Here is a 25,102-nt window from a genome sequence, read left to right on the forward strand (position 1 = left end):
ATGTTACTGATTTCCTCTCCGGCCAAGGCCTGGGAGGAAATTCGTTTGGAAGAGGATAGGCGCAAAGTATTCGTTACTTTTGTCTATCCTATGATAGGTTTAGGCGGTTTGGCCGTCTTTATCGGTTCGTTAGTAACTTACGGATGGAGTGGTCCGCAAAGCTTTCAGATAGCTATGACTCGGTGTTGTGCTGTAGCAGTCGCTCTTTTTGGAGGATATTTTTTGGCAGCTTATGCCATTAATGAGATGCGGGTCAAGATGCTTGGCATGCGAAGTGATATTCATTTGGCTCAACAGTTTGCCGGCTATGCCATGGTGGTTGGGTTTGTACTCCAAATCATTATCGGACTATTGCCCGACTTCCGGATCATCGGTTGGTTGTTGCAGTTCTATACCGTGTATGTGGTGTGGGAGGGTGCAGCTATTTTAATGCAGGTCGAAGATAATAAACGCCTTCGCTTCACCATTCTGACTTCTATTTTGTTAATAGTATGTCCGGCGGTTATTCAGTTTGTTTTCGACAAGCTAACAACAATATTAAATTAAGATACAAATGAAACTGGCTCCTGTAAATATAAAGAATAAACGTGCTACGTTCGACTATGAGTTGCTCGATACCTATACGGCAGGTATTGTGCTCACAGGAACGGAGATTAAGTCGATACGTCTGGGAAAAGCCAGTCTGGTCGATACGTTTTGCTACTTTGCTAAAGGCGAATTGTGGGTGAAGAATATGCACATTGCAGAATATTTCTATGGCTCGTACAACAACCATGCCGCCCGTAGAGACCGAAAACTCTTGCTGAGCAAAAAGGAGCTGAAGAAACTGGAACGTGGAACCAAAGAGACGGGCTTCACCATGGTTCCTGTACGCATGTTTATTAATGAAAAAGGATTAGCCAAGCTGGTCATTGCCTTGGCAAAAGGTAAAAAGCAATACGATAAGCGCGAATCATTGAAAGAAAAAGATGATCGTCGCGACATGGATCGGATGTTTAAGCGATAATAACGTGCCGACAAGGCAATGTGCTAATGTGCCAATCAAAATGTGCCAATGAAAGAATCACCTACCTTCGCAGCACGTATCTGGAAATGTACTCGAGAGGCTTTGCCTAAATCGGGCAGAACATCGCTGTGGTTACTCAAAATCATTCTTCCTGTTTCACTGCTCGTTCGACTACTCGATTATTATGGTGCCATTGCCTGGCTGGCGGACTATATGCATCCGCTATTCAACCTGATTGGTCTGCCCGGTGCGTTGGCTATCGTGTTTATCACTAGTGTTTTTCTTCCTCTTTATGCTTCGATTGCGGTGATGACCTCGCTTGCTATGACCATTCGCGAAGCTACCATTCTTACTCTTATGTGTTTGGTGGCACACAACCTGTTGGTTGAGTGTGCCATTACCAAGAAAACAGGATCATCCTTCTGGGGCATGGTGCTGCTTCGTATAGGCATGGCATTTGCCGTAGCCGTTTTTCTGAATGCCTTGCTACCCGTCGATAATACTCCGTTCGAGTTATTAATGCAACCCGAACAGTTTGCATCGCTTGGCGAAGTATTTAAAGCTTGGTTTCAATCATCGATGGTGCTGATTGTGACTATTGTGCTGATCGTTACGGCACTGATGATTTTACAGCGTGCCCTATCCGAATTCAACCTGATTGATTTAATCTCCCGCCCGCTTCGTCCGTTGATGCGTATCTTCGGACTGCCCGATAATTCTCCTTTTCTATGGATTGTTGGCAACGTAGTGGGGCTTGCCTATGGTGGAGCGGTGATGATCGATCTGGTCGAAGAGGGAAAACTCTCGCTCAAAGATTCGAATACGGTGAACTATCACCTCTCTATCTCGCACTCATTGCTCGAAGATACCATACTCTTTGTTGCGTTAGGCATTAACTGGTTTGTTATTATCGGCACCCGCCTGCTCTTTGCTATAATCGTAGTGTGGGGACGTCGTTTTATTATATATCTTGGCAGACATCACAACAATGAAAAAAAACATTCAACAATTAGTACTTGAACGCATCTTGATACTGGATGGTGCCATGGGTACCATGATTCAACAGTATAACCTCCAAGAGGAGGATTTCCGTGGCGAACGCTTCGCACATACTTCGGGTTTACTTAAGGGAAATAATGATTTGCTCTGTCTCACACGCCCCGATGTGATTCAGGAGATCCATCGTAAATACCTCGAAGCAGGAGCCGATATCATTGAGACAAATACCTTCAGTGCTACTACCATTTCGATGGCCGACTATCAGGTCGAAGCATCCGTCGATGATATCAACCGGGCGGCCGTGCGACTGGCACGCGAAGTAGCCGATGAATATACAGCCCAAAACCCCGATAAACCTCGCTTTGTAGCAGGTGCCGTAGGCCCTACCAATAAAACCTGTTCGATGAGCCCCGATGTGAACAATCCGGCCTATCGCGCGGTAAGCTATGACGAGCTGGCTGCTGCCTATCAGCAACAGATGGAGGTGCTCCTCGAAGAGGGAGTAGACACCCTTCTCATCGAAACCATCTTCGACTCGTTGAATGCTAAAGCAGCCATTTATGCTGCCGAACAGGCCATGAAGCGTACAGGAGTCGAAGTACCTTTGATGCTTTCGGTTACCGTATCGGATATAGGCGGACGTACACTTTCGGGGCAAACGCTCGATGCATTCCTCGCATCTGTGCAGCATGCACCGATCTTTTCTATCGGATTGAACTGTTCGTTTGGTGCGCGTCAGTTGAAGCCTTTCCTCCAACAACTGGCTGCTCGTGCACCTTATTATATAAGTGCCTACCCCAATGCCGGTTTGCCCAACAGTCTGGGGCAGTATGACCAGAGTCCCGAAGACATGGAGCAGGAGATGGCCGAATACATCGACGAAGGCTTAGTCAATATCATGGGTGGATGTTGTGGCACGACAGATGCCTATATAGCCCGCTATGCCGCACTTGTAGCCGGCGTACCTCCTCATCGGCCGGCTGCCAAACCTGACTGCATGTGGTTGTCGGGATTGGAGTTGCTCGAAGTGAAACCTGAGATTAATTTCGTGAACATAGGCGAGCGTTGCAACGTGGCGGGTTCGCGTAAGTTTCTTCGATTGGTCAACGAAAAGAAATACGATGAAGCCCTTTCTATTGCCCGCGCGCAAGTAGAAGACGGTGCGTTGATCATCGATGTGAATATGGACGACGGACTACTCGATGCCCGCGAGGAGATGACTACCTTCCTCAACTTGATTGCTTCCGAACCCGAGATTGCCCGGGTACCGGTGATGATCGACTCCTCTAAATGGGAGGTGATCGAAGCCGGATTGAAATGCCTGCAAGGAAAGTCCATCGTCAACTCCATCTCGCTCAAGGAGGGCGAGGAGAGTTTTCTGGCACATGCCCGCAGTGTGAAGCAGTATGGCGCCGCAGTCGTGGTGATGGCTTTCGACGAACAAGGGCAGGCCGATACTGCCGCCCGTAAGATCGAAGTATGCGAACGTGCCTATCGTCTGTTGGTCGACCGGGTAGGCTTCAATCCTCACGATATTATATTCGACCCCAATGTGCTGGCCGTAGCCACCGGTATCGAAGAGCACAACAATTACGCAGTCGACTTTATCAACGCAACGGCATGGATTCGTAAAAACCTTCCCGGTGCACACGTTAGCGGTGGGGTAAGTAATCTTTCGTTCTCCTTCCGCGGCAATAACTTCATTCGCGAGGCGATGCATGCCGTGTTTCTGTACCACGCTATTCAACAAGGTATGGATATGGGCATTGTCAACCCCGCTACCTCGGTGCTGTATACCGATATCCCTGCCGATGTACTGGAGCGTATCGAAGATGTCGTATTGAACCGTAGATCCGATGGAGCCGAACGCCTGATCGAACTTGCCGAGACGATGAAGAATCAAGAAAGTTCGTCCGAACCCTCGGCACAGCAGATTGCCCAACAAGCCTGGCGAACCGCTTCTGTGCAGGAACGATTAAAACACGCGTTGGTGAAAGGCATTGGCGACTTCCTCGAAGAGGATCTGGCCGAGGCTCTTCCGTTGTATGATAAAGCAGTCGATGTGATTGAAGGCCCGCTCATGGAAGGTATGAACCACGTGGGCGAACTGTTTGGTGCAGGCAAGATGTTTCTGCCCCAAGTAGTAAAAACGGCTCGTACGATGAAACGCGCCGTAGCTATTTTGCAGCCGGTTATCGAGTCGGAGAAGCACGAAGGTTCTGCTTCGGCAGGTAAGGTATTGGTAGCTACCGTCAAAGGCGATGTGCATGACATTGGTAAGAACATTGTTTCGGTAGTGATGGCCTGCAACGGTTACGAAATCATCGACTTGGGTGTGATGGTGCCTGCCGATAAGATTATAGAACGTGCCATTGCCGAGAAGGTCGATATGATCGGACTCAGCGGACTGATTACCCCTTCGCTCGAAGAGATGGTATACGTAGCTACCGAGTTAGAGAAACGTGGCTTGGACTTTCCTTTGCTCATTGGTGGGGCAACAACCTCGAAGATGCATACGGCACTGAAGATTGCTCCCGTGTATCACGCACCGGTAGTACATCTTAAAGATGCCTCGCAGAATGCCGGTGTAGCAGCCCAACTGCTTCAGCCCGAGAGTAAAGCAGCACTGGTAGCGCAGTTGAATCGCGACTACGAGGAGCTTCGTGGCAAAAGCGGCTTGTATCGTCGCGAAACGGTATCACTCGAAGAGGCACAGAAGAATAAACTGAATTTGTTTGACTAACACTTATCTAAATAAACAACGTATGAGAAAGTTCTTTTTATTATCGCTGTTCGTTGCAACCTTGTTCGTTGCCTGTTCTCCTTCTCCGCAAAGCGAGAAGACCACTGCTGCCAATGCTGCTTTGGACAATATATTTGCCCGTAAAAGTGTGCGTACCTATCTGGATAAAGGTGTTGAGAAAGAGAAGATCGACTGGATGCTGCGTGCCGGTATGGCTGCCCCTACGGGTAGAGACCTTCGTCCGTGGGAGTTTGTCGTGATAAGCGACCGGGCTACACTCGATTCGATGGCAACCGCCTTGCCCTATGCCAAGATGCTTAAGCAGGCACGACAAGCCATTGTGGTGTGTGGCGACTCTACACGCTCTTCGTATTGGTATTTGGATTGTTCGGCAGCTACGCAAAACATACTGTTGGCCGCCGAAAGCCTTGGCTTGGGTGCTGTATGGACAGCCGCCTATCCGTATGAAGACCGCATGGAGGTGGTACGCCGCTTTACCAATATGCCCGAAAATGTGTTGCCGCTTTGTATCATTCCTTTCGGCTATCCGGCTACCAACGAAAAACCCAAACAGAAGTTCGACGAGAAAAAAATACACTACGGAAAATTTCAGTAACCTTATTGGTTACTGTTTCTCTTTTTTCTGTTGTTTCGAAGCACAGAGGGCGTAATGCAGTAAACCAATTGCGCCCTGTTCCATTTATAACATTGCTGAAACACAATCATAGCCACCGTCAGGAACAGTGCCGTACCTACTGCTGCCTGCAAAGGCAACCAAAGGAGCTGTTCTTGCGGAACGATCATCGGAATCAGTGCCAATGCCCCGGCAGGAGCAAAAAACTTGCCCGATCGTTCAAAGAACAAGAAGAGCAAACCGATTACCACGAAGGCCACTACCGTTTCGGGCAGGTGCAGGTAGGTGTATCCCACCCATTGTAGTACTGTACCGAGTGTAGCGGCTCCTACCAAGATGAAGAATATCTGTACGGGGCGGTTGCGAAAGCCTGCTTTGGAGTGTGCAAATTCGGTAAAAGTAACGATGAGTGGGGGTAGAATGAAGCATGTATTCTCTGTGCCTATCGCCAAGGCAGATATGGGGAAGACGAAAGCCAGTAAGGCCATCCACCGAAAGAGATCTTTTTTCCAGTTTCTATCCGAAGGACTGTGTGCGATTGGTTGGCGTATGTCGTATCGCTCCAGGATGCGTTGTCCCCAAACCAGTATAAGCGATAAGAAGAATACCGAAATCGGATAAATCCATGTTTCCGTATGTAGTAATACCGGCAGCATACAGGCTGATATGAGCGGAATCAGTGTGGTTCTGCTACACAGCAACGATAACCCTGCAAGTACAAATGCCAAGGATAGATTGGCGGTAAGTGACAGGGGCGAATAGCGGACGATGCATACACCGGCAAAAGCTCCCAGTGTCATTAACCATACGATCGCACTTCGTTTGACTCTCCATACGCGTTTGTCTACAATCCATAGTCCGATGGTGAGTGCCGCCATTTCGGGAAAGATAATTTCTTTTTCTCCGGTCCATTCTGCTACACCGATCATGAACAATATCATGAGGATCGATACCAGATATTTGATACGTTTTTTTCGTTCCATACTTCTTTTAATGACTTTTTCGGTCGCAAAAGTACAATTCTTCTTCGAAAATCCGAAAGTATAGGGCTCTTTTTCAATCTTTTTGCTTTGCTTTTTCGCCAATATGTTTACTTTTGTACTTTATTAATCTATATCTGATAACTCAATGTTTGGAATTAACGATCCATTGATTCTTTTACCGTATCTGCTTTCGATACTGTGTGTGGTGTTTGCCGCATGGTTCGGTTGGAAGTATTGGAACAAAGACGACGAAAAAGACAAAACATCATGAACACCTTCACACTTAGTCTCATTGTGATAGCTTACCTGCTGTCATTGGTTTATCTTGGTTTTTTAGGATATAAGAAAACGACCACTGCCAGCGATTATCTGGTAGGGGGCAGACAGATGAACCCCATTGTAATGGCACTCTCTTACGGTGCTACGTTTATCTCTGCTTCGGCCATTGTGGGCTTTGGTGGGGTTGCTGCCGCTTTCGGCATGGGTATTCAGTGGCTATGCTTTCTCAATATGTTTGTGGGTGTGGTTATTGCCTTCCTGTTCTTTGGATTGCGTACCCGGCGCATGGGTGCGCGACTCAATGTGAGCACCTTTCCGCAATTGCTCGGCAGGCATTACCGTTCGCGTAAGATTCAGGTATTCATAGCGGCTGTTATCTTTCTGGGGATGCCTCTGTATGCAGCCGTTGTTATGAAAGGCGGGGCTGTGTTTATCGAACAGATCTTCCAGATCGACTTTAACCTGTCGCTGCTCATCTTTACGCTGGTCATTGCGGGCTACGTCATTGCCGGCGGTATGAAGGGGGTGATGTATACCGATGCTTTGCAAGGAGTGATTATGTTTGCCTGTATGCTTTTTCTCGTATTCTCGCTCTATCAGGTGTTGGGTATGGGCTTTACCGAAGCCAATCAGGCACTGACGGATATTGCACCGCTTGTACCCGAAAAGTTCAAGGCATTGGGGCATCAGGGCTGGACGGCCATGCCTGTTGCCGGCTCTCCGCAGTGGTACACCTTGGTTACTTCGCTTATTCTTGGGGTGGGCATCGGCTGTTTGGCGCAACCGCAGTTGGTGGTTCGTTTTATGACGGTCGAGAGTAGCAAGCAGCTTAACCGGGGCGTACTGATCGGGTGTTTCTTCCTGATTATCACCGTGGGTGCTATTTACCATGCCGGTGCGTTGAGCAATCTCTTTTTCCTGAAAACCGAAGGGGCGGTAGCCACCGAGGTGGTCAAGGATATGGACAAGATTATTCCTTACTTTATCAATAAAGCCATGCCCAACTGGTTTGCCGCACTCTTTATGCTCTGCATTCTTTCGGCCAGCATGTCTACGCTTAGTTCGCAGTTTCACACGATGGGAGCTTCCGTCGGATCGGATATTTACGGTACCTATAAACCCCGCTCGCGCGATAAACTTACAAATGTAATTCGCTTGGGTGTACTCTTTTCCATTCTGGTGAGTTATATTATCTGTTACCTGCTTCCCAATGATATTATTGCCCGCGGCACGGCTATTTTTATGGGTGTTTGTGCCGCCGCTTTTCTGCCTGCTTATTTCTGTGCACTCTATTGGAAGGGGGCTACCCGGCAAGGAGCGATGGCGAGTCTCTGGACAGGCAGTTTGGCCAGTGTCTTTGCACTCGTCTTTCTTCACGAGAAAGAGGCTGCGTCGATGGGTATCTGCCGCATGCTTTTTGGGCGCGATGTGCTGATCGAAACGTATCCCTTTCCGGTGATAGACCCGATTTTGTTTGCCCTTCCGTTGTCGGTACTGGCTTTGGTCGTGGTCAGCTTGCTTACTGCACGGCGGTAAACGGGCTGTTTACACGCGACGCAAGCGAACGATCAGGATACGTTGCGTGGTTTCATCTATCCGCAAGCGATTGTCGGTGCGTTCGCCTATCAGCCAGGCTATCTGCTCGCCGCTGCAGAGTACCCATTGTTGCTCTTTCTGTGCGAGGGAGAACTTGCGGTCGGTCATATAATCGCTCACACGCTTCTTGCCCTTCATGCCGAAGGGTACAAAGGTATCGCCTGTTTGCCACAGCCGTATGCTGAGCGTACCTTTCAGCTTATCGGCATCGAAGCAGGCCACCTCTTTGTGGCGGGGAATAACGAATTCGGGGGTGTAGTCCAGCAGCTCTTGTTCCAGTTCAAAGGGAGGGGGTTCGACCGCGTCTTCCCCTTTGCGCCTTTCGATCAGCAGCCATTCGCGGTCTTTGATGATGCGCCACTCTTTGCTTTGAAACTGCTTGCCCGGTTGTCCGGCAAGCGAGGCAATTATATCTTTCGTTTGTGCCGGGTTGAAGCCGAGCGGACGCACGATCTCGAACAGCAAAGCAGCCGGTGCAGGCTCGTGTTGCAGGGCATCGATGGCGATGCCTTTTTCGGTGAGTACCCGTTTCTTTCCCTCTTCAATGCCGTGGGCATAAATCAGAGCGGCATCGTTCAGATGGTTGCACGTATCCATAATGCTCTCATTGACCGATGGGTTGATCTCCTGCATCAGCGGAATCAGGTTCAACCGGATTTTATTGCGGGTGTATTCGTCTTGCAGATTGGTGCTGTCGGTTACATAGGGCTGACCGATGCTGTTCAGGTAGTCGACTACCTCCCGGCGGTTGATGCAAAGGAGCGGACGAACTACATCGCCATTGCGGGCGCGTATGCCCAACAGACCGTTGATGCCCGTTCCGCGAATCAGGTTCAGCAGCAGGGTTTCTACACTATCGTCCCGGTGATGGGCTACGGCTATCACTGCCGCACCACTCTCTTTTTTTATCTTCTCAAACCATTCGTAACGCAGTTCGCGCGCTGCCATTTCAATCGATATATGCTTTTCGGCAGCATACTCGCCGGTACAGAAGTGTGTGCAATGAAGCGTCACTCCTTGTTCGTGGCAGAGTTGCCGAACGAAGGCTTCATCACGGTCGGATTCGGCATCGCGCAAGTGGAAGTTGCAGTGTGCCGCTTCGCAATAATAGCCCAGTTGGGTTAATAAACGCAACAAAGCTACCGAATCGGCTCCACCGCTCAGAGCTACAAGAATCTTATCTGTCTTTTTGAATAAGTTCTCATTATCAATGTATTGAGAGATGCGATGCAGAATCATAATCGACGAATTATAAGAGTACGTACTTAATAGTGCATAGATATACTATTCATTGGTGCATAGAGTACGTATTCATTAATACCAAGAGTACGTACTCTTGCTGTATAAGAAAACAGGCTTTTATTTGCCATATAACTTATTGATTAAATCTTTACGACCGATGCGTGCCAGCTCGTTCATTATATTGCGTCGTTCTTCGGGCTTGTACCAGAAGAAGAACTGCCGTTGCGCCAGCTTCTCCCGTTGCGTGCGTGCACTGAAGATGGGCTCGAGGGTATACGGATGAAAGCCGGTATACCATGCTTCGGTCGCTACGGTCATGGGGGTAGGGGTGAAGTCCTGCACCTGCTCCAAGTGAAAATCGAGCCGTTTGGTAAGTACTGCCAGCTCTGCCATATCTTCCTCTTTACAGCCCGGATGGCTGGAGATGAAGTAAGGAATGAGCTGTTGGCGCAGATTCAGTTCGCGATTGATGCGGTCGAATATCTGCTTAAACTCACCAAACTGATGGAACGAAGGCTTGCGCATGATGTTGAGCACACTGTCGCTGGTATGTTCGGGGGCTACTTTGAGGCGTCCGCTTACGTGGTTGGCGATCAGTTCGCGGGTATATTCGGCGGTACTGCGGTTCACGGCACTGTCTTTGCTTTGGTGCAACAACAGGTCGTAGCGCACACCGCTACCGATGAACGATTTCTTGATACCCGGCAAGGCATCGACCGATTGGTAGATGTCGAGCAGCGGACGGTGATCGGTATTCAGGTTGGGACATACCTTGGGGTGTATGCACGACGGGCGTTTGCATTTGTGGCAAACCGACTCGTCCTTGCCACCCATGCGGTACATATTGGCCGAAGGACCGCCCAGATCGCTTAGGTATCCTTTAAAGTCGGGCAGCTGGCTAACCTCGCGTACCTCCTTCAGGATGCTTTCCTTGCTGCGGCTGACGATGAATTTGCCTTGATGTGCCGAGATCGTACAAAAGGCGCATCCGCCAAAGCATCCGCGATGGATGTTGACCGAGAACTTAATCATGTCGTAGGCCGGGATGCGTTTGTTCTTATATTTGGGGTGCGGCAAGCGGGTGTAAGGCAGGTCGAACGAATGGTCTAACTCCGTTTCGTTCATGGGCGGATAGGGGGCATTGACCACCACCAATTGCTTGTCCACACGTTGGGTGATACGGTTGGCCGCATATTTGTTCGACTCCTCTTCGATGTGACGAAAGTTGGCCGCTTGCTTCTTCTTGTCTTTAAGGCACTCCTCGTGCGAGTAAAGCGTAAGGGTTTCGGCAGCAGGAAGCGAGCTTTCCCCTTCGGCTTGAGCCAGAAAAGCGGTTTGTGGAATATCCGTGGGTAGTTCATGGCTTTGTATGGGGGCTCCCTTAGCAACCAGTCGTTCGGTCAGTTCGGTGATGGGTTTTTCGCCCATACCATAGATCAGCAGATCGGCACCACTATCGCAAAGGATGCTCTTCTGCAACTTATCTTGCCAATAGTCGTAGTGCGACAGACGGCGCATACTTGCCTCGATGCCTCCCAGTACGACAGGCACATCGGGGTAAAGCTCTTTAAGGATACGGCTGTAAACGATCGAAGGGTATTCGGGGCGCATATCCGGACGGCCATCGGGCGTATACGCATCTTCACTGCGCAAACGCTTATTGGCCGTGTATTTGTTTACCATAGAGTCCATACAGCCGGCTGATATGCCGAAGAAGAGGCGAGGGCGTCCCAACTTCTTGAAGTCGCGCAGGTCGTCGCGCCAGTTAGGTTGAGGAACGATGGCTACCCGCAGCCCCAAAGATTCGAGGATACGGCCTATTACGGCCGCACCAAAAGAGGGGTGGTCAACGTAAGCGTCGCCACTGAACAGGATTACATCAAGTTCGCTCCATCCGCGGAGCTCCACTTCTTTCTTACTGGTGGGTAACCAGTCGGTCAATCGATATTCTTTCATGCCGCAAAGATACGGATAAAATTTCGCAGATTAACCGATACGCTTAATAATGGCTATGAATTCCTCGTCGGTGAGTCCGAAATCTTGCTCGCGGAAGTTCACAAAGTCTTCCAGATAGTCGCTGGCAATGGCCTCGAGTATGTCTTTTCCATCGAGCGATAGCTCGTCGAGCATAAATCGAATCATGCCTTGGTAGGCGCGAATGGTTTTTAGTCGTTGTTCGGCACCGGGAACCGACATGTTTTGACACTGGTGTTCATTGCGTGCAATGAGATAAACGGTAGCATAGAACTTGTCTATGCTACCGTAAATGCTGTTAATCTTGCGGGTGTCCGCTCCGGATAATTCTTTTAGTTTTTGTTGAATATCGGTCATAAAATGGTAAATTGTAATGTCATTTCTTCGCCGTCGTATATCTCGCGAAAGCCGATGCCTTGTTCGGACAGGTACTCTTTGAGGTCCTGAAAGGCTTCGAGGTTCTCCATGATAATTTCCAGTTTCTCGCCTTTTGGGGCATTGCACAAAGCAGTGATGGCCGGAATCAATGGACTGTATAAGGTCAGTCCGCGAGTATCGACAGTAATCATACCTCCTCCTCTTCTTCTTGGTTGACGAGCCAGGTAAGATACAGTTTAATGAGTTGTTGCAAACCAAACGCCTTCATGTTTTCATGATAAATGACGTCGATGCAAAGGTCGAGCAATTCTTTACTATCTTCTTCCTGACTGGCAATAAGCGAACGGATATTCAGTTTGAGCTTATCCAGTACGGCTTCGTCTACGATACCGTTGCTGTCGATCAGGTGACGGAAGAGAGCATATTTTTCGATGGTTTTCAGGTTCTCTTCAGATACCTCCATACTGCGTGTTCCGCTGAGATTAGCTTGTATAGTATACATGACTTTTAGTTTTAGAGTGAATTAATAGGAGCAAAGATAAAACTTTTCATGAAAGATGGTGCGTTGGCACCAATTTATTTTCATTTTTCATCAAAGAACCTCATGATGGCTGCCATTACCGTTGAGCGCTCTTTCTCCGACTCGATACTTTCGAAAGGAAAGCCCAGAACGAAGGTACGGTAATTGCCTTTGTAGGCAATACCTGCACTTTGATTGTCGGGGGCATAGGCAAATACCGAAAAGGCGGGAGCTACGGGAACAATGCACTCGGGAGCTGTAACGGGATAGCTTTGCTCGTTGGGCAAACGTGGAATGGTCAATGTGCGTCCCAACCCATTGATAACCTTCGAGCGGTTATCGTCCATGGAGCGTTGGAAGCCATATTTGAGTACCTTTTCCGTAAACTCACGATTGCCTTGCGAGGTGCTCATGTCGCTACCCAGGTAAGAGCCGCTTATCAATAGGCGTCCGCCCGATTGGCAATAGGCGGTGATGATGCGCTGCATAGCTGAGGAGAAGGTCTTGTAGCTGTTGCGCACGCCGGGTTCTTCTTTCTCCAATCCAAGAATATAGTCAACGATGGGGTAGTTGTCCGGCGATACGATTCCTGCTTCGACGGCTTCGTCACTGCACGACACAAAGCTATATCCGCCCGCAGCTTGCAGGGCTTTGCCGTGAACGAAGGGATAGTCGAACGTATTGCCCGCCATCTTCAATCCCTCCAGCTCCCGACCGCTATCGCCCAAACTGCCTTTGCCTTCTTTGCCGGCCTGCTTGCGGTCGAATGTGGTTTGTTCGCCACAAAGTGAAATGTCGTACAAATAAGGTACACCGGGGTCTTGCTCCATGTCGAAGCCCGCTTGAGTCGGTGTATTGACTACCGCCGGTGCACTGATGCGGTCGAACCCATTGATGATTAACACCCGGCTGCGTTCCCGTTTGGCTTTATAGGCTGCGAGTATCTCCGAAGGGAAACTTTCGCCTCCACGGTTGACGGCCGTCACCTTAAACGAATAAACCAGTCCTGGCTCTATCTTCACGGTATATGATGGTTTGCTTACAATCGTTCCGTTATCGAATCCTCCATACCCGATACGGGTATAGACTACATACGCTTGCGGCTGTGCGGTCGGTTCTAAGGGGTCTTGCACCCCTTGCCAACTCAGTTCGAGTGTGTTCTTCTTCTTCCCGAAGCGAACGGCGAAATGATCGATAGGTAGGGGTTGCACTACATAGTCCTTGCCATGCTGGCTGCTTACGAACTGTAAGATCGACTTATAGATAGAGCGACCCACGGTGAATTTGAAGTTCGGGTCGTGTCCGTATTGCATATCGGCAAAGTTCTGGTGCGACAGCAGCTCGATAATCGAAGAGGGAACTACCGGCAGGCGGGTTTCGCTGTAATTTCTGTCCCACATGCTGCGGCGTGTCCACGGTGTGTTGAAATTGGCATTGATATCCTTTTGCAGTTGCGTAAGGGTGATGTCTGCCAAGTCGCGTGAGGCATATCGGTCGATACCTGTAGCCAACTGTCCGTTGGTGGCATCGGTTGTATAAATGCCCAGCGATCCGATGATCTCGTCTGTTTTGCTACTCCCTGCATCGCTGTGCAGTGCCAGAGACATCTCAATCGGAATACCCAGTCCAGCCTGATTGGGGTTGTAAACCGAACCACCCGACAGGTAGTTGATGCTGTTGGCTCGTGTGTTGATATCATCGGCATAGTCGTTGGTTCCTTTGCGGCCGCCATATACCTCGTAGGGCATACCGCTCCACTGTGCCGAGTATCGTGCTCCTTCGAGATAGCGCGGCAACCCACTTACCGAAGCACCCCGAACGATGTTGCCCATTCCCCCGCCAAAGCGAACGGCATCGGCACAAACGACTCCGTTTTGTGAGCTCTGATTGCTCAGTACCACCATGCCGTAGTCGTTGTTGCCCTTGTCAAACTCGAAAGTGCCCAGATAAACCCAAGTGCTGCCTCCTATTTGTTGGTTGATACGAAACTCGGTGACCCCTCCTTTATGGAAAACAAGGTATTTGGCATCGCTCACACTGTTGGGCAGTGTTTGGTAAGAGACGTATACGGCATAAGCGCCCGTTGCCGGAATGGTTGGAATCCACTCGGCAAAGGCTTTGTCTTTCTTCTTCTCGGTGCGTGCAAAGCGTGCTGTGCCCGTTGCAAAAGGATTTTCGCCATCCTGATAGCGGCTTTGCTTTTGTGCAAACCCTTTACCTGCGGCAGTAGACCAGTCGGCTTTGCGGCTTTTCACCTCCAGGTAGATCGAGTTGCTTTGCGTATCGTTGTCGACAACCACTTCGTTTCTTTGCGTATCGCGTTCGCGAGGAGTGAATACATTGGCTCCGGCATTCTCCAGCATCGGAATAACGTAGGGAAGAATGAACGATTGTGTAAAGAGATCCTCCGTAGTGCAGAACAATCGCGGGCGCTGCCATCCCCAATCTTCTTTATCGTTTTTATAGTAACTGCCGTGACTTTGCCACAATGCGATGTGGCGGTTTTGCAGTCCGCGCGATACCTCGTAAGGGCGAGAGGTGTTCTTTACCCACGGCTCTCCTTTGTAATCGGTGTTGAGCAACAGGCGCGATTTGTCTTTTTTCTTTTTCCGGTACAGGTTGGGTATTAAATCGTCAATCGGTTTCGTACCTGCATAGATGGTTGTGTCGAAGAATCGCACCGGACCCGGCAGGAGGTCTTTGATCTGTTGATAGATGGTTTCGACCGTTTCGTTCTGAAAGGGTTGGTAGGCGAAACTCTCGCTCAGATAGATGGCTATCTGCTTTCGGTCGTAATCGATGTTGAAGCTTTTAAACTCAGCGGCATTGGTCTTTGCCGTAGCCGGACTGTAACTACCGAAATAGCTGGTGAGCCGCTCTTTTACATTGCGTTCAATGTCCTGAGCATGCGATATTCCTGTTGCCAAAAACAGCAACAGCAGCAGAAGGAGAGGAAACTTTCTCATATACATCTTGATTTTCATGACAAAAGTAACAAAAAAAAATAGTGGATAGCTTTATGCTACCCACTATTCTATCGTTCTTTTATCAATTATTATAGCGGCACGTACTCAACGAAAGCTTCCATCGCTTCGTAAGATGCCAGACCCAAGCTGTCGTAAAGAGCAGCCGTTCCACGGTTGCGGTCTTCACTGCGTTGCCAGAACAGACGTTCGTCGTTGCCCATAAATGGGGCGCTTTCCATCTGCGACTGGTGCTTCAGGATCGAGTTGCGTTTAGCACGCAATTCCTCGGGGCTGATAGGCACTGCCATTTCAATGTTTTCAATTTCCCATTCGGCCCATGCACCACGATACATCCAGATGCGGCAATCTTTCAACCATTTGGCTCCCTCTTCTTTTTCGAGGTCGATAGCAGCAAATACGGCATCGGTACAAACACGGTGTGTACCATGAGGATCGGCAAGGTCGCCTGCCACAAAGATCTGATGCGGTTTCAGTTCGCGAAGTAAGTTACGAACAATCTCTACATCGGCTTCACTGATCGGGCTCTTCTGAATCTTACCTGTTTCGTAGAACGGAAGATCTAGGAAGTGGCAGTGGCTCAGCGGAATGTTATTGTAGGTACATGCCGTACGAGCTTCGCCGCGACGGATCAAGCCTTTGATGGTCAAGATATCGCGTGTGTCCAGATCACCGTCTTTCTTTTCGCTAAGGAATTTGCGGAATTCGGCATAGCGATCGCTGATCACTTTATCTTCGCTGTTGATAAAGATCTGGTTGAATCCGTTGATGAAGTGCAGGAAGCGGATTACTTCTTCGTCGCCAACGGCAATGTTGCCCGATGTTTGGTAAGCCACGTGCACATCGTGCTTTTGCTCTACCAAACGACGGATGGTACCACCCATTGAAATGACATCATCATCGGGATGCGGAGAGAATACAACCACTCGTTTGGGGAATGGTTTGGCACGCTCCGGACGGTGTGTGTCGTCGGCATTGGGTTTACCACCGGGCCATCCGGTGATGGTGTGTTGCAAATCATTGAATATCTTGATATTCACATTGTATGCCGATCCGAACAGAGCAAGCAACTCGCTCAGGCCGTTTTCGTTATAATCTTTGTTGGTAAGCTTCAAGATAGGCTTTCCGGTAAGTTGGCACAACCAAACAATGGCACTGCGAATCAGCTTATCGTTCCATTCGCAAGAAGTAACCAACCAAGGACGGTGAATACGCGTCAGGTTGCTTGCTGCCGATAGGTCGATGGCTACGTGGGCATTGTTGTGTGTTTGCAGGTAAGAAGCCGGGATGGTATCGGTGATAGACCCTTCGACGCACTCTTTAATCATGCGTGCTTTGTCTTCGCCCCATGCCAACAGATAGATCTTCTTGGCACTCAGGATCGTCGATACACCCATGGTGATAGAGCTGATCGGTGTGCTTTCTGTGTTTCCGAATATCTTCGATGCTTCATTGCGAGAAGCACTGTCGAGCAAAATCAGTCGGGTAGTAGAGTTTAAGCGTGAACCCGGCTCATTGAACGCGATATTACCTACGCGGCCGATGCCCAACAGAGCGATATCAATACCGCCGAAACTCTCGATGCGTTGCTCGTACAAACGGCAATACTCCAGAATCGTATCTTTGGCAATGGTACCATCGGGGGTGAATACGTTTTGCTTGTCAATGTCGATGTAGTCGAGGAACATCTCTTTGAGTGCGTTGAAATTGCTGTTGATCGCATCGGCAGAGAGTGGATAGTATTCGTACATATTGAATACAATCACGTTGCGGAAGCTCAACCCTTCTTCTTTGTGCATACGAATCAAATCGGCATAGACGCTGCGTGGAGAATCACCTCCGGGTAAAGCCAATACACAGAAACGTCCGGCTTTTTGTTTTTCACGAATCACCTGAGCTATTTCACAAGCGATGAAGTTGGCTCCTTCTTCTACAGACTCATAGATATCGGTCGGAATCTTTTCAAATCGGGTTAGAACCGATCTTTCAAACGCATTCTCCGGTCGGTAGTACCTGGGGGATACTCTATTGAGAGTAATTTGAGAACTTAAGTTTGTTTTCATAAAATTGGGTTATTAAGTTATGATAGATTAAAGTCGTGCATTTAGTCGTTTTTTCGAACTACAAAGATACGAAAGAACTTTATGATAGAGCCTACCTCGTTGTAGGTAATCTTGCATAATGTTAGAGTTTTTAACATTTATTTTCCTGTAAAGGTAATAGCTCGAAAAGATCGGCATCTTTCCATACCGGAAACTTCTTTCGAAGCTCATGCAGGGAAGATAGGCTCAAGGTGGCTGTAGCCACTGCCTCCTCGCCATCATTGATTGTAGCCAGAGTGTCGCCTTTGGGCGAATAAAGTATGCTGCCACCTTTATATATTAATTGGTTGGCATCGGTTCCTATCCGGTTTACTCCACAAACGTAGCACATATTCTCGAGTGCGCGGGCGCGAAGAAGAGTGTCCCACACCAAACGCCGGCTTTCGGGCCAGTTGGCTACGTAGATAAGCAGGTCGTACTCATTGGCTGTATTGCGGCTCCATACCGGGAAGCGCAGGTCGTAGCAGATAAGCAAGCGGATGTTCCATCCCCGGTAAGCGATTATTTGCTTATCGGCTTCTCCGGCAGCGAACGACTCGGGTTCGTGTCCCATGCGAAACAGATGCCGCTTGTCGTAGTAATGTGCTTCTCCCTCGGGAGTCAGAAAGAATGCCCGGTTGTAATACCTGCCATTGTTGCCCAATGCTATATAGCTTCCGGCAATGGCTATGCCGTAGGTTGTTGCCCACTGCCGTAGCGTTGTGATGGTTGTTCCATCGGTGGGCTCTGCCAGTGATTGGCTATTCATACTGAATCCGGTCGAGAACATTTCGGGTAAAACAACAATCTCCGTTGTTCCACAGAGAGCTTCGAGCTTTCTGTGGAGCAAACGGAGATTGTCCTGTTTGTTTTCCCAACTAATATCTGTCTGGATGATTGAAATTCGTAATGGGTGGTCGTTGTTCATCATGAACCATTCATTAAATATCGCCCATATTAAAGTTTTCAGGATGTTTCCCTGTAAAATTCTTATAATAGAGCTTGATTTCACGCATATCCTTTTCTATATCCCCCGATGGCATAACGGCCTTGGTAGCCGAAATGGTTTTCGACGGGTAGTCGATTCCCACCAGTACGATGGGTACACCGGCTTTGAGGGCGATGTAGTAGAAGCCTTTCTTCCAGTGTGGGTTAGGCTTGCGGGTTCCTTCGGGCGTGATAGCCAGGTGAAACTTCTTCGAGTTCTTGAACGCTTGTACCATCTGGTCTACCAGCGATGTTTTGCGTCCACGGTTTACCGGAATACCGCCTACTGCTTTGAATAAAATTCCCAAGGGGAAAAAGAACCACTCTTTCTTCATCATGAAGCTCGTTTTGCGACCCCATGCTCCGTAGAATAGTTTGCCAATAAAAAGGTCCAGATTAGTGGTATGTGGAGCGGCACAGACAACACATTTATCGTAGTCGGGTACCGATACATTCATTTTCCACCCCAATAATCGATAATAGATAAAACTATAAAGGGCTTTCTTCATGCTTTAGTTTAATTTCGCAAGGGCATCAATAATTTCATTCACGCTGGCGTTAAAATCGGCACGGAACTTCTTGTAGAATCCTTTCACATTGCCCGGTTCTGTGTGACTGATGCGAGAAAGAAACTCATCTTGCATGGTCAGGATTTGACCCATTAGTTTGTCAGCTTTGGTTTTGTCCGTACCCGGAACAAACATGCTGTTGATTAAACACTCTGAGAATAACTCTCCTGCAATATAATTTACATTCTTTTTAAGTTCTCTTCTGCTTGCCATAATCTGACTGTTTTATTGTGAATACTGAATAAATATGGCGGTAAAGATAGAGACTTTCTTCGGCTTTAACGAATAAATCGCCACCTTTTAAGGAAATATATCCTATCAGAGGGCTAAAAGGTATATCCCAGATTCACGTAGAATCCGACTGCTCTCGTATCGTTTGAATAGTTGAAAGAAGCCTCTAGGGGACCGAATATGCTATCGTATCCGTATCCGATGCCTCCACCGTAAATCTTTCTGCCTTGGAGCGAATGAAAGAAGTTACTATCGCAAAAAGCAACATTTCCGGTAAGTGTGATATAGTGATTTGCACCCATTCGCTGGCGCAGCTTCAGGCTGGTAACAACGACCGATTTATCATTCATCTCAATGTTGTTAATACCTACAAATGGTAGTTGCTGAGGCGCGTACCGACCATAGGTGTATCCACCCAGCGCATTCGTGTAAGGATAGGGAATCTCTTTGCCGATCAGTACCCGGCCATAGACCGACGGCAACAGGGCAAAGCGATTGGTGAGCAGGAAGGCACTTTCCCACGAGGCACTGATGGCCGAGAAGGGTGCATGATCATTATAGCTATACAAATTATCGGTATAAAGATGATAAGCTGCCTTGATGTCGCTTCCCTTGGAAGGGAAATAATTTTTATTCAGCGTACTGTAATGCAATTGGGCAAAGTAGCTGAAAAAAGATTCGGGTTTGATGTGCATATCATATTCGGGGCTGTTGTAAAGTATGTCTTTGTATTTAAAATACTCAAAACGCGTACCTACCATGAAACGCAGGTTTTTGTACCATATATCCGAAAAGCTGAATTCGCCCGAATGGTATTTATAAGTCGTATTGAAGATTCTGTTGCCATGCGAGTAAATGTTGATATCGTTGTATTGAAACTGATATGCAAAATTGAAGTTGCGCATCTGTGCCGGCTCCAACGTATACTCTACGGCGGCGAGGTATCGCTTGCCCAATCGACCGGTTACGGATAAGCGTGAGGGAATGCGGGTTTTTAGGTTGGCAGTGGCGTTGAGCAACAAGGAAGCAATCTCTTCGGAGTCGAAACGGATGCCGAGGTTGAAGTAGTTTTCGTACTTCTCTTCGAGCATGATGTTGAGGTTATACTCGCCCGGCACGGTATTGTTCAACGCATAACTTACGTTGGAGTATGCCTGGCTCCCTCTCAATATATAGATAGCCTTATCGATTTCGCTGATATTGATTTCGGTATTCTCTTTCAATTTACATTTCTTCAAGAGCCACTTCTCGTCGGTATCTTTAAGCCCCGAGAAAGTGATGTTGCGCACGAAGATATTGCGCGAGATATCTACTGCACTGTAAGGACCGTGAGGCTTCGGAACAAAGTTTTCGGGAATGCCTATTGTTTTCTTTAAGTCGACCAACGCCTGCCATTTATCCATCGCAGCCTCTTCTCCGCGACGCATCAGGGTGTCGAGTGCTACGGCGTTGAAGCTGGCAGCCGAATAACCTTTCACGTCTACCTTAATATAGGTATTGGTTAGCTCTATGTTTCGTTCGTAGTTGCTCTGTCCACTCAGGTTTACAATCTGGTTCATAATTTCGGGCACGGTATTGAGCTTTTCGGGGCCACTTAAATCGGACTGTACATCGACTCCGATGATAATGTCGGCTCCCATCTCCTTGGCGATGTTGGTGGGGAAGTTATTGGTCATGCCTCCGTCTACCAACACCATGCTGTCGATACGTACGGGGGTGAACACAAACGGGATAGCCATACTGGCACGCATGGCTGTTGATAAGATACCCTCGTGAAAAACGACTTGCTTGCCGTTGACTACGTTTTCCGATACACAAGCAAAGGGGATGGGTAGCTTATTGAAATTGACCGAATCGTGATAACCCACGGTGAGTTCGGAAAACAGGTTGGAGAGGTTCTGTCCTTGAATCATTCCTCCCAGCGACTTCTCTTTCATTCCTTTGCTGTAGGGGATGGAGAGTACATACGTGGCGGCATTCTTACGTTCGAGCATGGTTTGTTCGCTTCGCTTTATTTTGTCGCTTAGCAGAAATGTCCAGTTTTGCTTCCTGACCATACTGTCGAGTTGTTCGGGTGTATATCCGATGGAGTACAGACCACCTACGATGGCTCCCATACTGGTTCCTACCACATAATCAATGGGGATGCCTGCTTTCTCGATCACTCTCAGTGCACCGATATGAGCCACTCCCTTGGCACCGCCGCCACTTAACACAACTGCTACTTTTTTGCGTGGCTGTGCCCCTAAAGGAATACAAATAAATAATCCAAGTACTACAAGAAGAATGCTATATAACTGTTTTTTCATACGGAAGTATCGTTTTGATGGCTTATAATAAAATACAAATGTAGGATATAAATTGTTTACTCTCTTTTATAATTCAGAAAAAAAGCCGAAATTTGCATCGCTTTTCAGAAAGCAAACGCATCGAACTTACTAACACCTTTAATAAATAGAAAGAAAATGACTAAAAGTGCATTGCAAATCGCAAGGGCTGCTTACCAGCCCAAACTCCCTAAAGCGCTGAAGGGTTCAGTGAAAGCCGTTGAAGGCGCAGCTACTCAATCAGTAGCCGATCAGGAAGCTATCAAACAATTATTCCCGAATACATACGGCATGCCTCTTATCACATTTGAAGAAGGCGCAGCAGTACAATTGCCTGCTATGAACGTAGGTGTGATTCTTTCGGGCGGACAAGCTCCCGGCGGACACAATGTAATTTCGGGTCTGTTCGACGGATTGAAAGCATTGAACAAAGAGAGCCGTTTGTTTGGTTTCATTTTGGGCCCCGGCGGTTTGGTCGATCATAACTATATGGAACTGACTGCCGATATCATCGACGAATACCGCAACACGGGTGGTTTCGATATCATCGGCTCGGGTCGTACAAAGCTCGAGAGTACTGCACAATTTGATAAAGGTCTCGAAATTATCGACCAATTGGGTATCAAAGCATTGGTGATTATCGGTGGCGATGACTCTAATACAAATGCTTGCGTATTGGCAGAGTATTATGCTGCTAAGAAAACAGGTGTACAGGTTATCGGTTGTCCGAAAACCATCGATGGTGACTTGAAAAACGAAATGATCGAAACGTCTTTTGGTTTCGACACCGCTTGTAAAGTGTACTCTGAGGTAATCGGTAACATTCAACGCGACTGTAACTCTGCTCGCAAATACTGGCACTTTGTGAAGTTGATGGGTCGTTCGGCTTCTCACATCGCATTGGAATGTGCTTTGCAGGTACAACCCAACGTATGTATCGTATCCGAAGAGGTAGAAGAGAAGAATATGTCGCTCGATGATGTAGTGACTTACATCGCTCAGGTAGTGGCCAACCGTGCTGCCGAAGGCAATAACTTCGGTACGGTGTTGATTCCCGAAGGATTGGTAGAGTTTATCCCTGCTATGAAACGTTTGATCGCCGAACTGAATGACTTCCTGGCTCACAATGCCGAAGAGTTCGCTCAGATTAAGAAATCTCACCAACGCGACTATATCATCCGCAAACTTTCTGCCGAAAACTCTGCTATCTATGCAAGTCTTCCCGAAGGTGTAGCCCGTCAGTTGACGTTGGATCGCGACCCACACGGTAACGTACAGGTATCGCTTATCGAAACAGAGAAGTTGTTGTCTGAAATGGTAGCTGCGAAACTGGCTGTTTGGAAAGAAGAAGGCAAGTTCGACGGTAAGTTTGCCGCACAGCACCACTTCTTCGGTTACGAAGGTCGTTGCGCTGCTCCATCTAACTACGATGCCGACTACTGCTACTCATTGGGCTATACGGCTTCTATGCTGATCGCTAACGGTAAAACCGGTTATATGTCGTCTGTACGCAACACAACAGCTCCTGCTTCTGAGTGGATTGCCGGCGGTGTGCCTATCACGATGATGATGAACATGGAACGTCGTCATGGCGAAATGAAGCCTGTTATTCAGAAAGCACTTGTGAAATTGGACGGTGCTCCTTTCAAAGCATTTGCTGCACAGCGTGACCGTTGGGCGTTGACTACGGATTATGTATATCCGGGTCCTATCCAATATTTCGGTCCTACCGAAGTTTGTGACCAGCCAACTAAAACGTTGCAGCTCGAGCAAGCTAAATAAATATTTATTCATCGCAGAGCATACATCCGGTGTGCTCTGTGATGAAAAATAACACCTAATGACACCTCGCAAACCCATACCTTCTCGCAAGAAAACCACTGGTGCTTCTCATCGCTCTCCGCGAAAAAAGAAGAAGACTATGCGTTCCATGCCCACTTGGTTACGAAACACGCTTGCCCTTTTGTTGGTAGGCATCTTCTCCGTCTCTTTTTATTATTTTGTCATCCGTCCCTATTCCTATCGTTGGAAAGAGTGCTATGGTCAGAAAGCCTATGGTATCTGCCTGCCATGTTGCTATGAGGTGCACGGTATCGACATCTCCCACTATCAGGGAGCCATTGATTGGGACAGACTGGCCGAGAATCGGGATGCGGAATTCCCACTTCACTTCATCTTTATGAAGGCGACCGAAGGAGGCGATCATGGCGATGATACCTTTGAACAAAACTTTTCGGAAGCAGGAAAGCGCGGATTTATTCGTGGAGCTTATCACTTCTTTTCGCCTAAAACCGACCCGTTGCGACAGGCCGATTTCTTTATCCGTACCGTTAAACTATCGGCAGGCGATCTGCCACCGGTTCTCGATGTAGAGGTACGTGGCAAAAAGACTAAAAAGGAATTACAACACAACATCAAACGTTGGCTCGATAGGGTAGAGGCTCATTATGGAGTGAAGCCTATTCTCTATACCTCTTATAAATTCAAAACCAGCTACCTGGATGATTCTCTGTTTAATGCTTATCCGTATTGGATTGCACATTACTATGTAGATTCGGTTCGTTATACCGGCAAGTGGCACTTCTGGCAGCATACCGATATCGGCACCGTGCCCGGTATCAAACACGATGTCGATCTGAATGTATTCAACGGTACATTGGAGGAGCTACAGAAAATGACTATAAAGTAAACTTCACTGCTGCCCAGCGATTCTTCTCTTTTTGATGAACGAAGGTGAGTCCATTGCGTTCGGCTTCGGCGCGAATCACAGGCACATCGTCTATATAAAACCCGCTCATATAGAGTTCGGAACCCGGTTGCATGCAAGCGATATAGTGCTTCATGTCGTTCACTAATATGTTACGGTTGATGTTGGCAATTACTACATCAAACGGTCCTTTTCCTTGAAGGATGGAGGCATCGCCTTCTTTTACCTCGATATCGGTCAATCCGTTCAGCGCAATGTTTTCGATGGAGTTGCGCACACACCATTCGTCAATATCAATAGCCAAACAAGGTGCTGCCCCACGCAGGCGAGCTAGAATGGCAAGGATAGACGTTCCACAACCCATGTCGAGCACCGACTTGCCGTTGAGTGTTGTTTCAAGCAACTCGCCGATGATGAGGCTGGTCGTTTCGTGGTGTCCGGTACCGAAGGCCATCTGAGGATTGATCACAATGTCATACTCCACCTGTGGCACATCGTGGTGAAAGGTGCTGTGAATAACACAGCGGTCGCCAATGATGATGGGCTGGAAGAAATTCTTTTCCCACTCCTCGTTCCAATCCTTATCCTCCGCTTCTACGTAAGAGTAAGTGATGTCTGTGTCGGGTATCGGGAATTCGGCAATGGCTTCCTTAATGGCTGATTCATCGCACAATGCTTGCTGTATGTAGGCAGTCAGCCCGTTGTCGGTTGTCACAAAACTTTCAAAACCGGCTTCGCCCAATACGGCTGCCAGCACGTCGCTCACTGTTTCCGAACAAGGACGGGTGCTAAATGTAAATTCGAAATACTTCATTCAATTTATCTTTTATTTGCAAAGGTATTACTTTCTTTCGAATAGAAT

General features: G+C 48.1%; 22 protein-coding genes. 9 read left to right on the forward strand and 13 right to left on the reverse strand.

The annotated features are described in order from the left end of the window. From TY03_RS17090 to TY03_RS17110, 5 genes are read left to right on the forward strand one after another with little or no spacing between them, the layout of a single operon-like run. Entirely contained in the window at positions 1–546 is a 546-nt protein-coding gene (locus TY03_RS17090) for a Yip1 family protein (RefSeq protein WP_042372154.1), read from the forward strand. 7 nt (positions 547–553) lie between these two features. Next, positions 554–1,006 carry an SsrA-binding protein gene (smpB, locus tag TY03_RS17095; protein ID WP_042372155.1) on the forward strand — a complete coding sequence of 151 codons (453 nt, stop codon included), beginning with the start codon at positions 554–556 and terminating at the stop codon, positions 1,004–1,006. A 48-nt stretch (positions 1,007–1,054) separates the two neighbouring features. After that, positions 1,055–2,026 carry a nucleoside recognition domain-containing protein gene (locus TY03_RS17100; protein WP_042372157.1) on the forward strand — a complete coding sequence of 324 codons (972 nt, stop codon included), beginning with the start codon at positions 1,055–1,057 and terminating at the stop codon, positions 2,024–2,026. Further along, the gene (metH, locus tag TY03_RS17105) at positions 1,995–4,748 is read left to right on the forward strand and encodes a methionine synthase (RefSeq protein WP_052332537.1); all 2,754 of its coding nucleotides are present in this window, start codon (positions 1,995–1,997) and stop codon (positions 4,746–4,748) included. Before TY03_RS17100 ends, metH begins: the two co-directional genes overlap by 32 nt. Positions 4,749–4,770: 22 nt before the next feature. Continuing rightward, entirely contained in the window at positions 4,771–5,364 is a 594-nt protein-coding gene (locus tag TY03_RS17110) for a nitroreductase family protein (protein WP_042372159.1), read from the forward strand. 2 nt (positions 5,365–5,366) lie between these two features. On the opposite strand, the gene TY03_RS17115 is transcribed toward TY03_RS17110, so the two are convergent. Continuing rightward, on the reverse strand, positions 5,367–6,365 hold the full coding sequence (locus TY03_RS17115) for a hypothetical protein (RefSeq protein ID WP_042372302.1): 999 nt from the start codon (positions 6,363–6,365) through the stop codon (positions 5,367–5,369). Positions 6,366–6,510: 145 nt separating this feature from the next. Between TY03_RS17115 and TY03_RS23060 the strand changes: the two genes are divergently transcribed. Then, a complete protein-coding gene (locus tag TY03_RS23060) occupies positions 6,511–6,636 on the forward strand; it encodes a symporter small accessory protein (RefSeq protein ID WP_262482531.1) in 126 nt (41 codons plus the stop codon). Beyond that, a complete protein-coding gene (locus TY03_RS17120) occupies positions 6,633–8,180 on the forward strand; it encodes a sodium:solute symporter family protein (RefSeq protein WP_042372162.1) in 1,548 nt (515 codons plus the stop codon). The genes TY03_RS23060 and TY03_RS17120 overlap by 4 nt, the downstream gene beginning before the upstream one ends. Positions 8,181–8,189: 9 nt before the next feature. On the opposite strand, the gene tilS is transcribed toward TY03_RS17120, so the two are convergent. The 11 genes from tilS to TY03_RS17175 form a co-directional block, all read right to left on the reverse strand. Beyond that, a complete protein-coding gene (gene tilS / locus TY03_RS17125; RefSeq protein WP_042372165.1) occupies positions 8,190–9,479 on the reverse strand; it encodes a tRNA lysidine(34) synthetase TilS in 1,290 nt (429 codons plus the stop codon). 120 nt (positions 9,480–9,599) lie between these two features. Next, a complete protein-coding gene (locus tag TY03_RS17130; RefSeq protein ID WP_042372167.1) occupies positions 9,600–11,438 on the reverse strand; it encodes a YgiQ family radical SAM protein in 1,839 nt (612 codons plus the stop codon). 30 nt (positions 11,439–11,468) lie between these two features. Further along, complete coding sequence (locus TY03_RS17135; RefSeq protein WP_042372169.1) at positions 11,469–11,813, reverse strand: hypothetical protein; 345 nt, start codon at positions 11,811–11,813, stop codon at positions 11,469–11,471. After that, positions 11,810–12,025, reverse strand: coding sequence for a sulfurtransferase TusA family protein (locus tag TY03_RS17140; protein ID WP_042372172.1), 216 nt, complete (start codon positions 12,023–12,025; stop codon positions 11,810–11,812). Before TY03_RS17140 ends, TY03_RS17135 begins: the two co-directional genes overlap by 4 nt. After that, positions 12,022–12,336 (reverse strand): hypothetical protein, encoded by a 315-nt coding sequence (locus tag TY03_RS17145; RefSeq protein WP_042372173.1) that lies wholly within the window; start codon positions 12,334–12,336, stop codon positions 12,022–12,024. The genes TY03_RS17140 and TY03_RS17145 overlap by 4 nt, the downstream gene beginning before the upstream one ends. 80 nt (positions 12,337–12,416) lie before the next feature. Next, entirely contained in the window at positions 12,417–15,320 is a 2,904-nt protein-coding gene (locus tag TY03_RS17150; RefSeq protein WP_042372305.1) for a golvesin C-terminal-like domain-containing protein, read from the reverse strand. Positions 15,321–15,409: 89 nt separating this feature from the next. Beyond that, entirely contained in the window at positions 15,410–17,401 is a 1,992-nt protein-coding gene (locus TY03_RS17155) for a glucosamine-6-phosphate deaminase (protein WP_042372176.1), read from the reverse strand. Between the two features lie 130 nt (positions 17,402–17,531). Beyond that, positions 17,532–18,347: an amidohydrolase gene (locus TY03_RS17160; protein WP_394330896.1), complete on the reverse strand. Its 816-nt coding sequence runs from the start codon at positions 18,345–18,347 to the stop codon at positions 17,532–17,534. A gap of 13 nt (positions 18,348–18,360) precedes the next feature. After that, the gene (locus tag TY03_RS17165; protein WP_042372179.1) at positions 18,361–18,915 is read right to left on the reverse strand and encodes a lysophospholipid acyltransferase family protein; all 555 of its coding nucleotides are present in this window, start codon (positions 18,913–18,915) and stop codon (positions 18,361–18,363) included. Positions 18,916–18,918: 3 nt separating this feature from the next. Further along, positions 18,919–19,188 (reverse strand): hypothetical protein, encoded by a 270-nt coding sequence (locus TY03_RS17170; RefSeq protein WP_042372182.1) that lies wholly within the window; start codon positions 19,186–19,188, stop codon positions 18,919–18,921. 113 nt (positions 19,189–19,301) lie between these two features. Further along, a complete protein-coding gene (locus TY03_RS17175; RefSeq protein ID WP_042372183.1) occupies positions 19,302–21,515 on the reverse strand; it encodes a patatin-like phospholipase family protein in 2,214 nt (737 codons plus the stop codon). Positions 21,516–21,671: 156 nt separating this feature from the next. Here TY03_RS17175 and TY03_RS17180 point away from each other — a divergent pair, with 156 nt between their 5' ends. Then, complete coding sequence (locus tag TY03_RS17180; protein ID WP_042372185.1) at positions 21,672–23,315, forward strand: diphosphate--fructose-6-phosphate 1-phosphotransferase; 1,644 nt, start codon at positions 21,672–21,674, stop codon at positions 23,313–23,315. Between the two features lie 58 nt (positions 23,316–23,373). Beyond that, positions 23,374–24,222 (forward strand): glycoside hydrolase family 25 protein, encoded by an 849-nt coding sequence (locus TY03_RS17185; RefSeq protein WP_042372187.1) that lies wholly within the window; start codon positions 23,374–23,376, stop codon positions 24,220–24,222. On the opposite strand, the gene prmA is transcribed toward TY03_RS17185, so the two are convergent. After that, complete coding sequence (gene prmA, locus TY03_RS17190; protein ID WP_042372189.1) at positions 24,212–25,054, reverse strand: 50S ribosomal protein L11 methyltransferase; 843 nt, start codon at positions 25,052–25,054, stop codon at positions 24,212–24,214. The two genes, TY03_RS17185 and prmA, sit on opposite strands and share 11 nt — an antisense overlap. Positions 25,055–25,102: the final 48 nt, after the last annotated feature.

It is taken from the genome of Bacteroides neonati (genome assembly GCF_000499785.1).
Taxonomy (GTDB): domain Bacteria; phylum Bacteroidota; class Bacteroidia; order Bacteroidales; family Bacteroidaceae; genus Bacteroides; species Bacteroides neonati.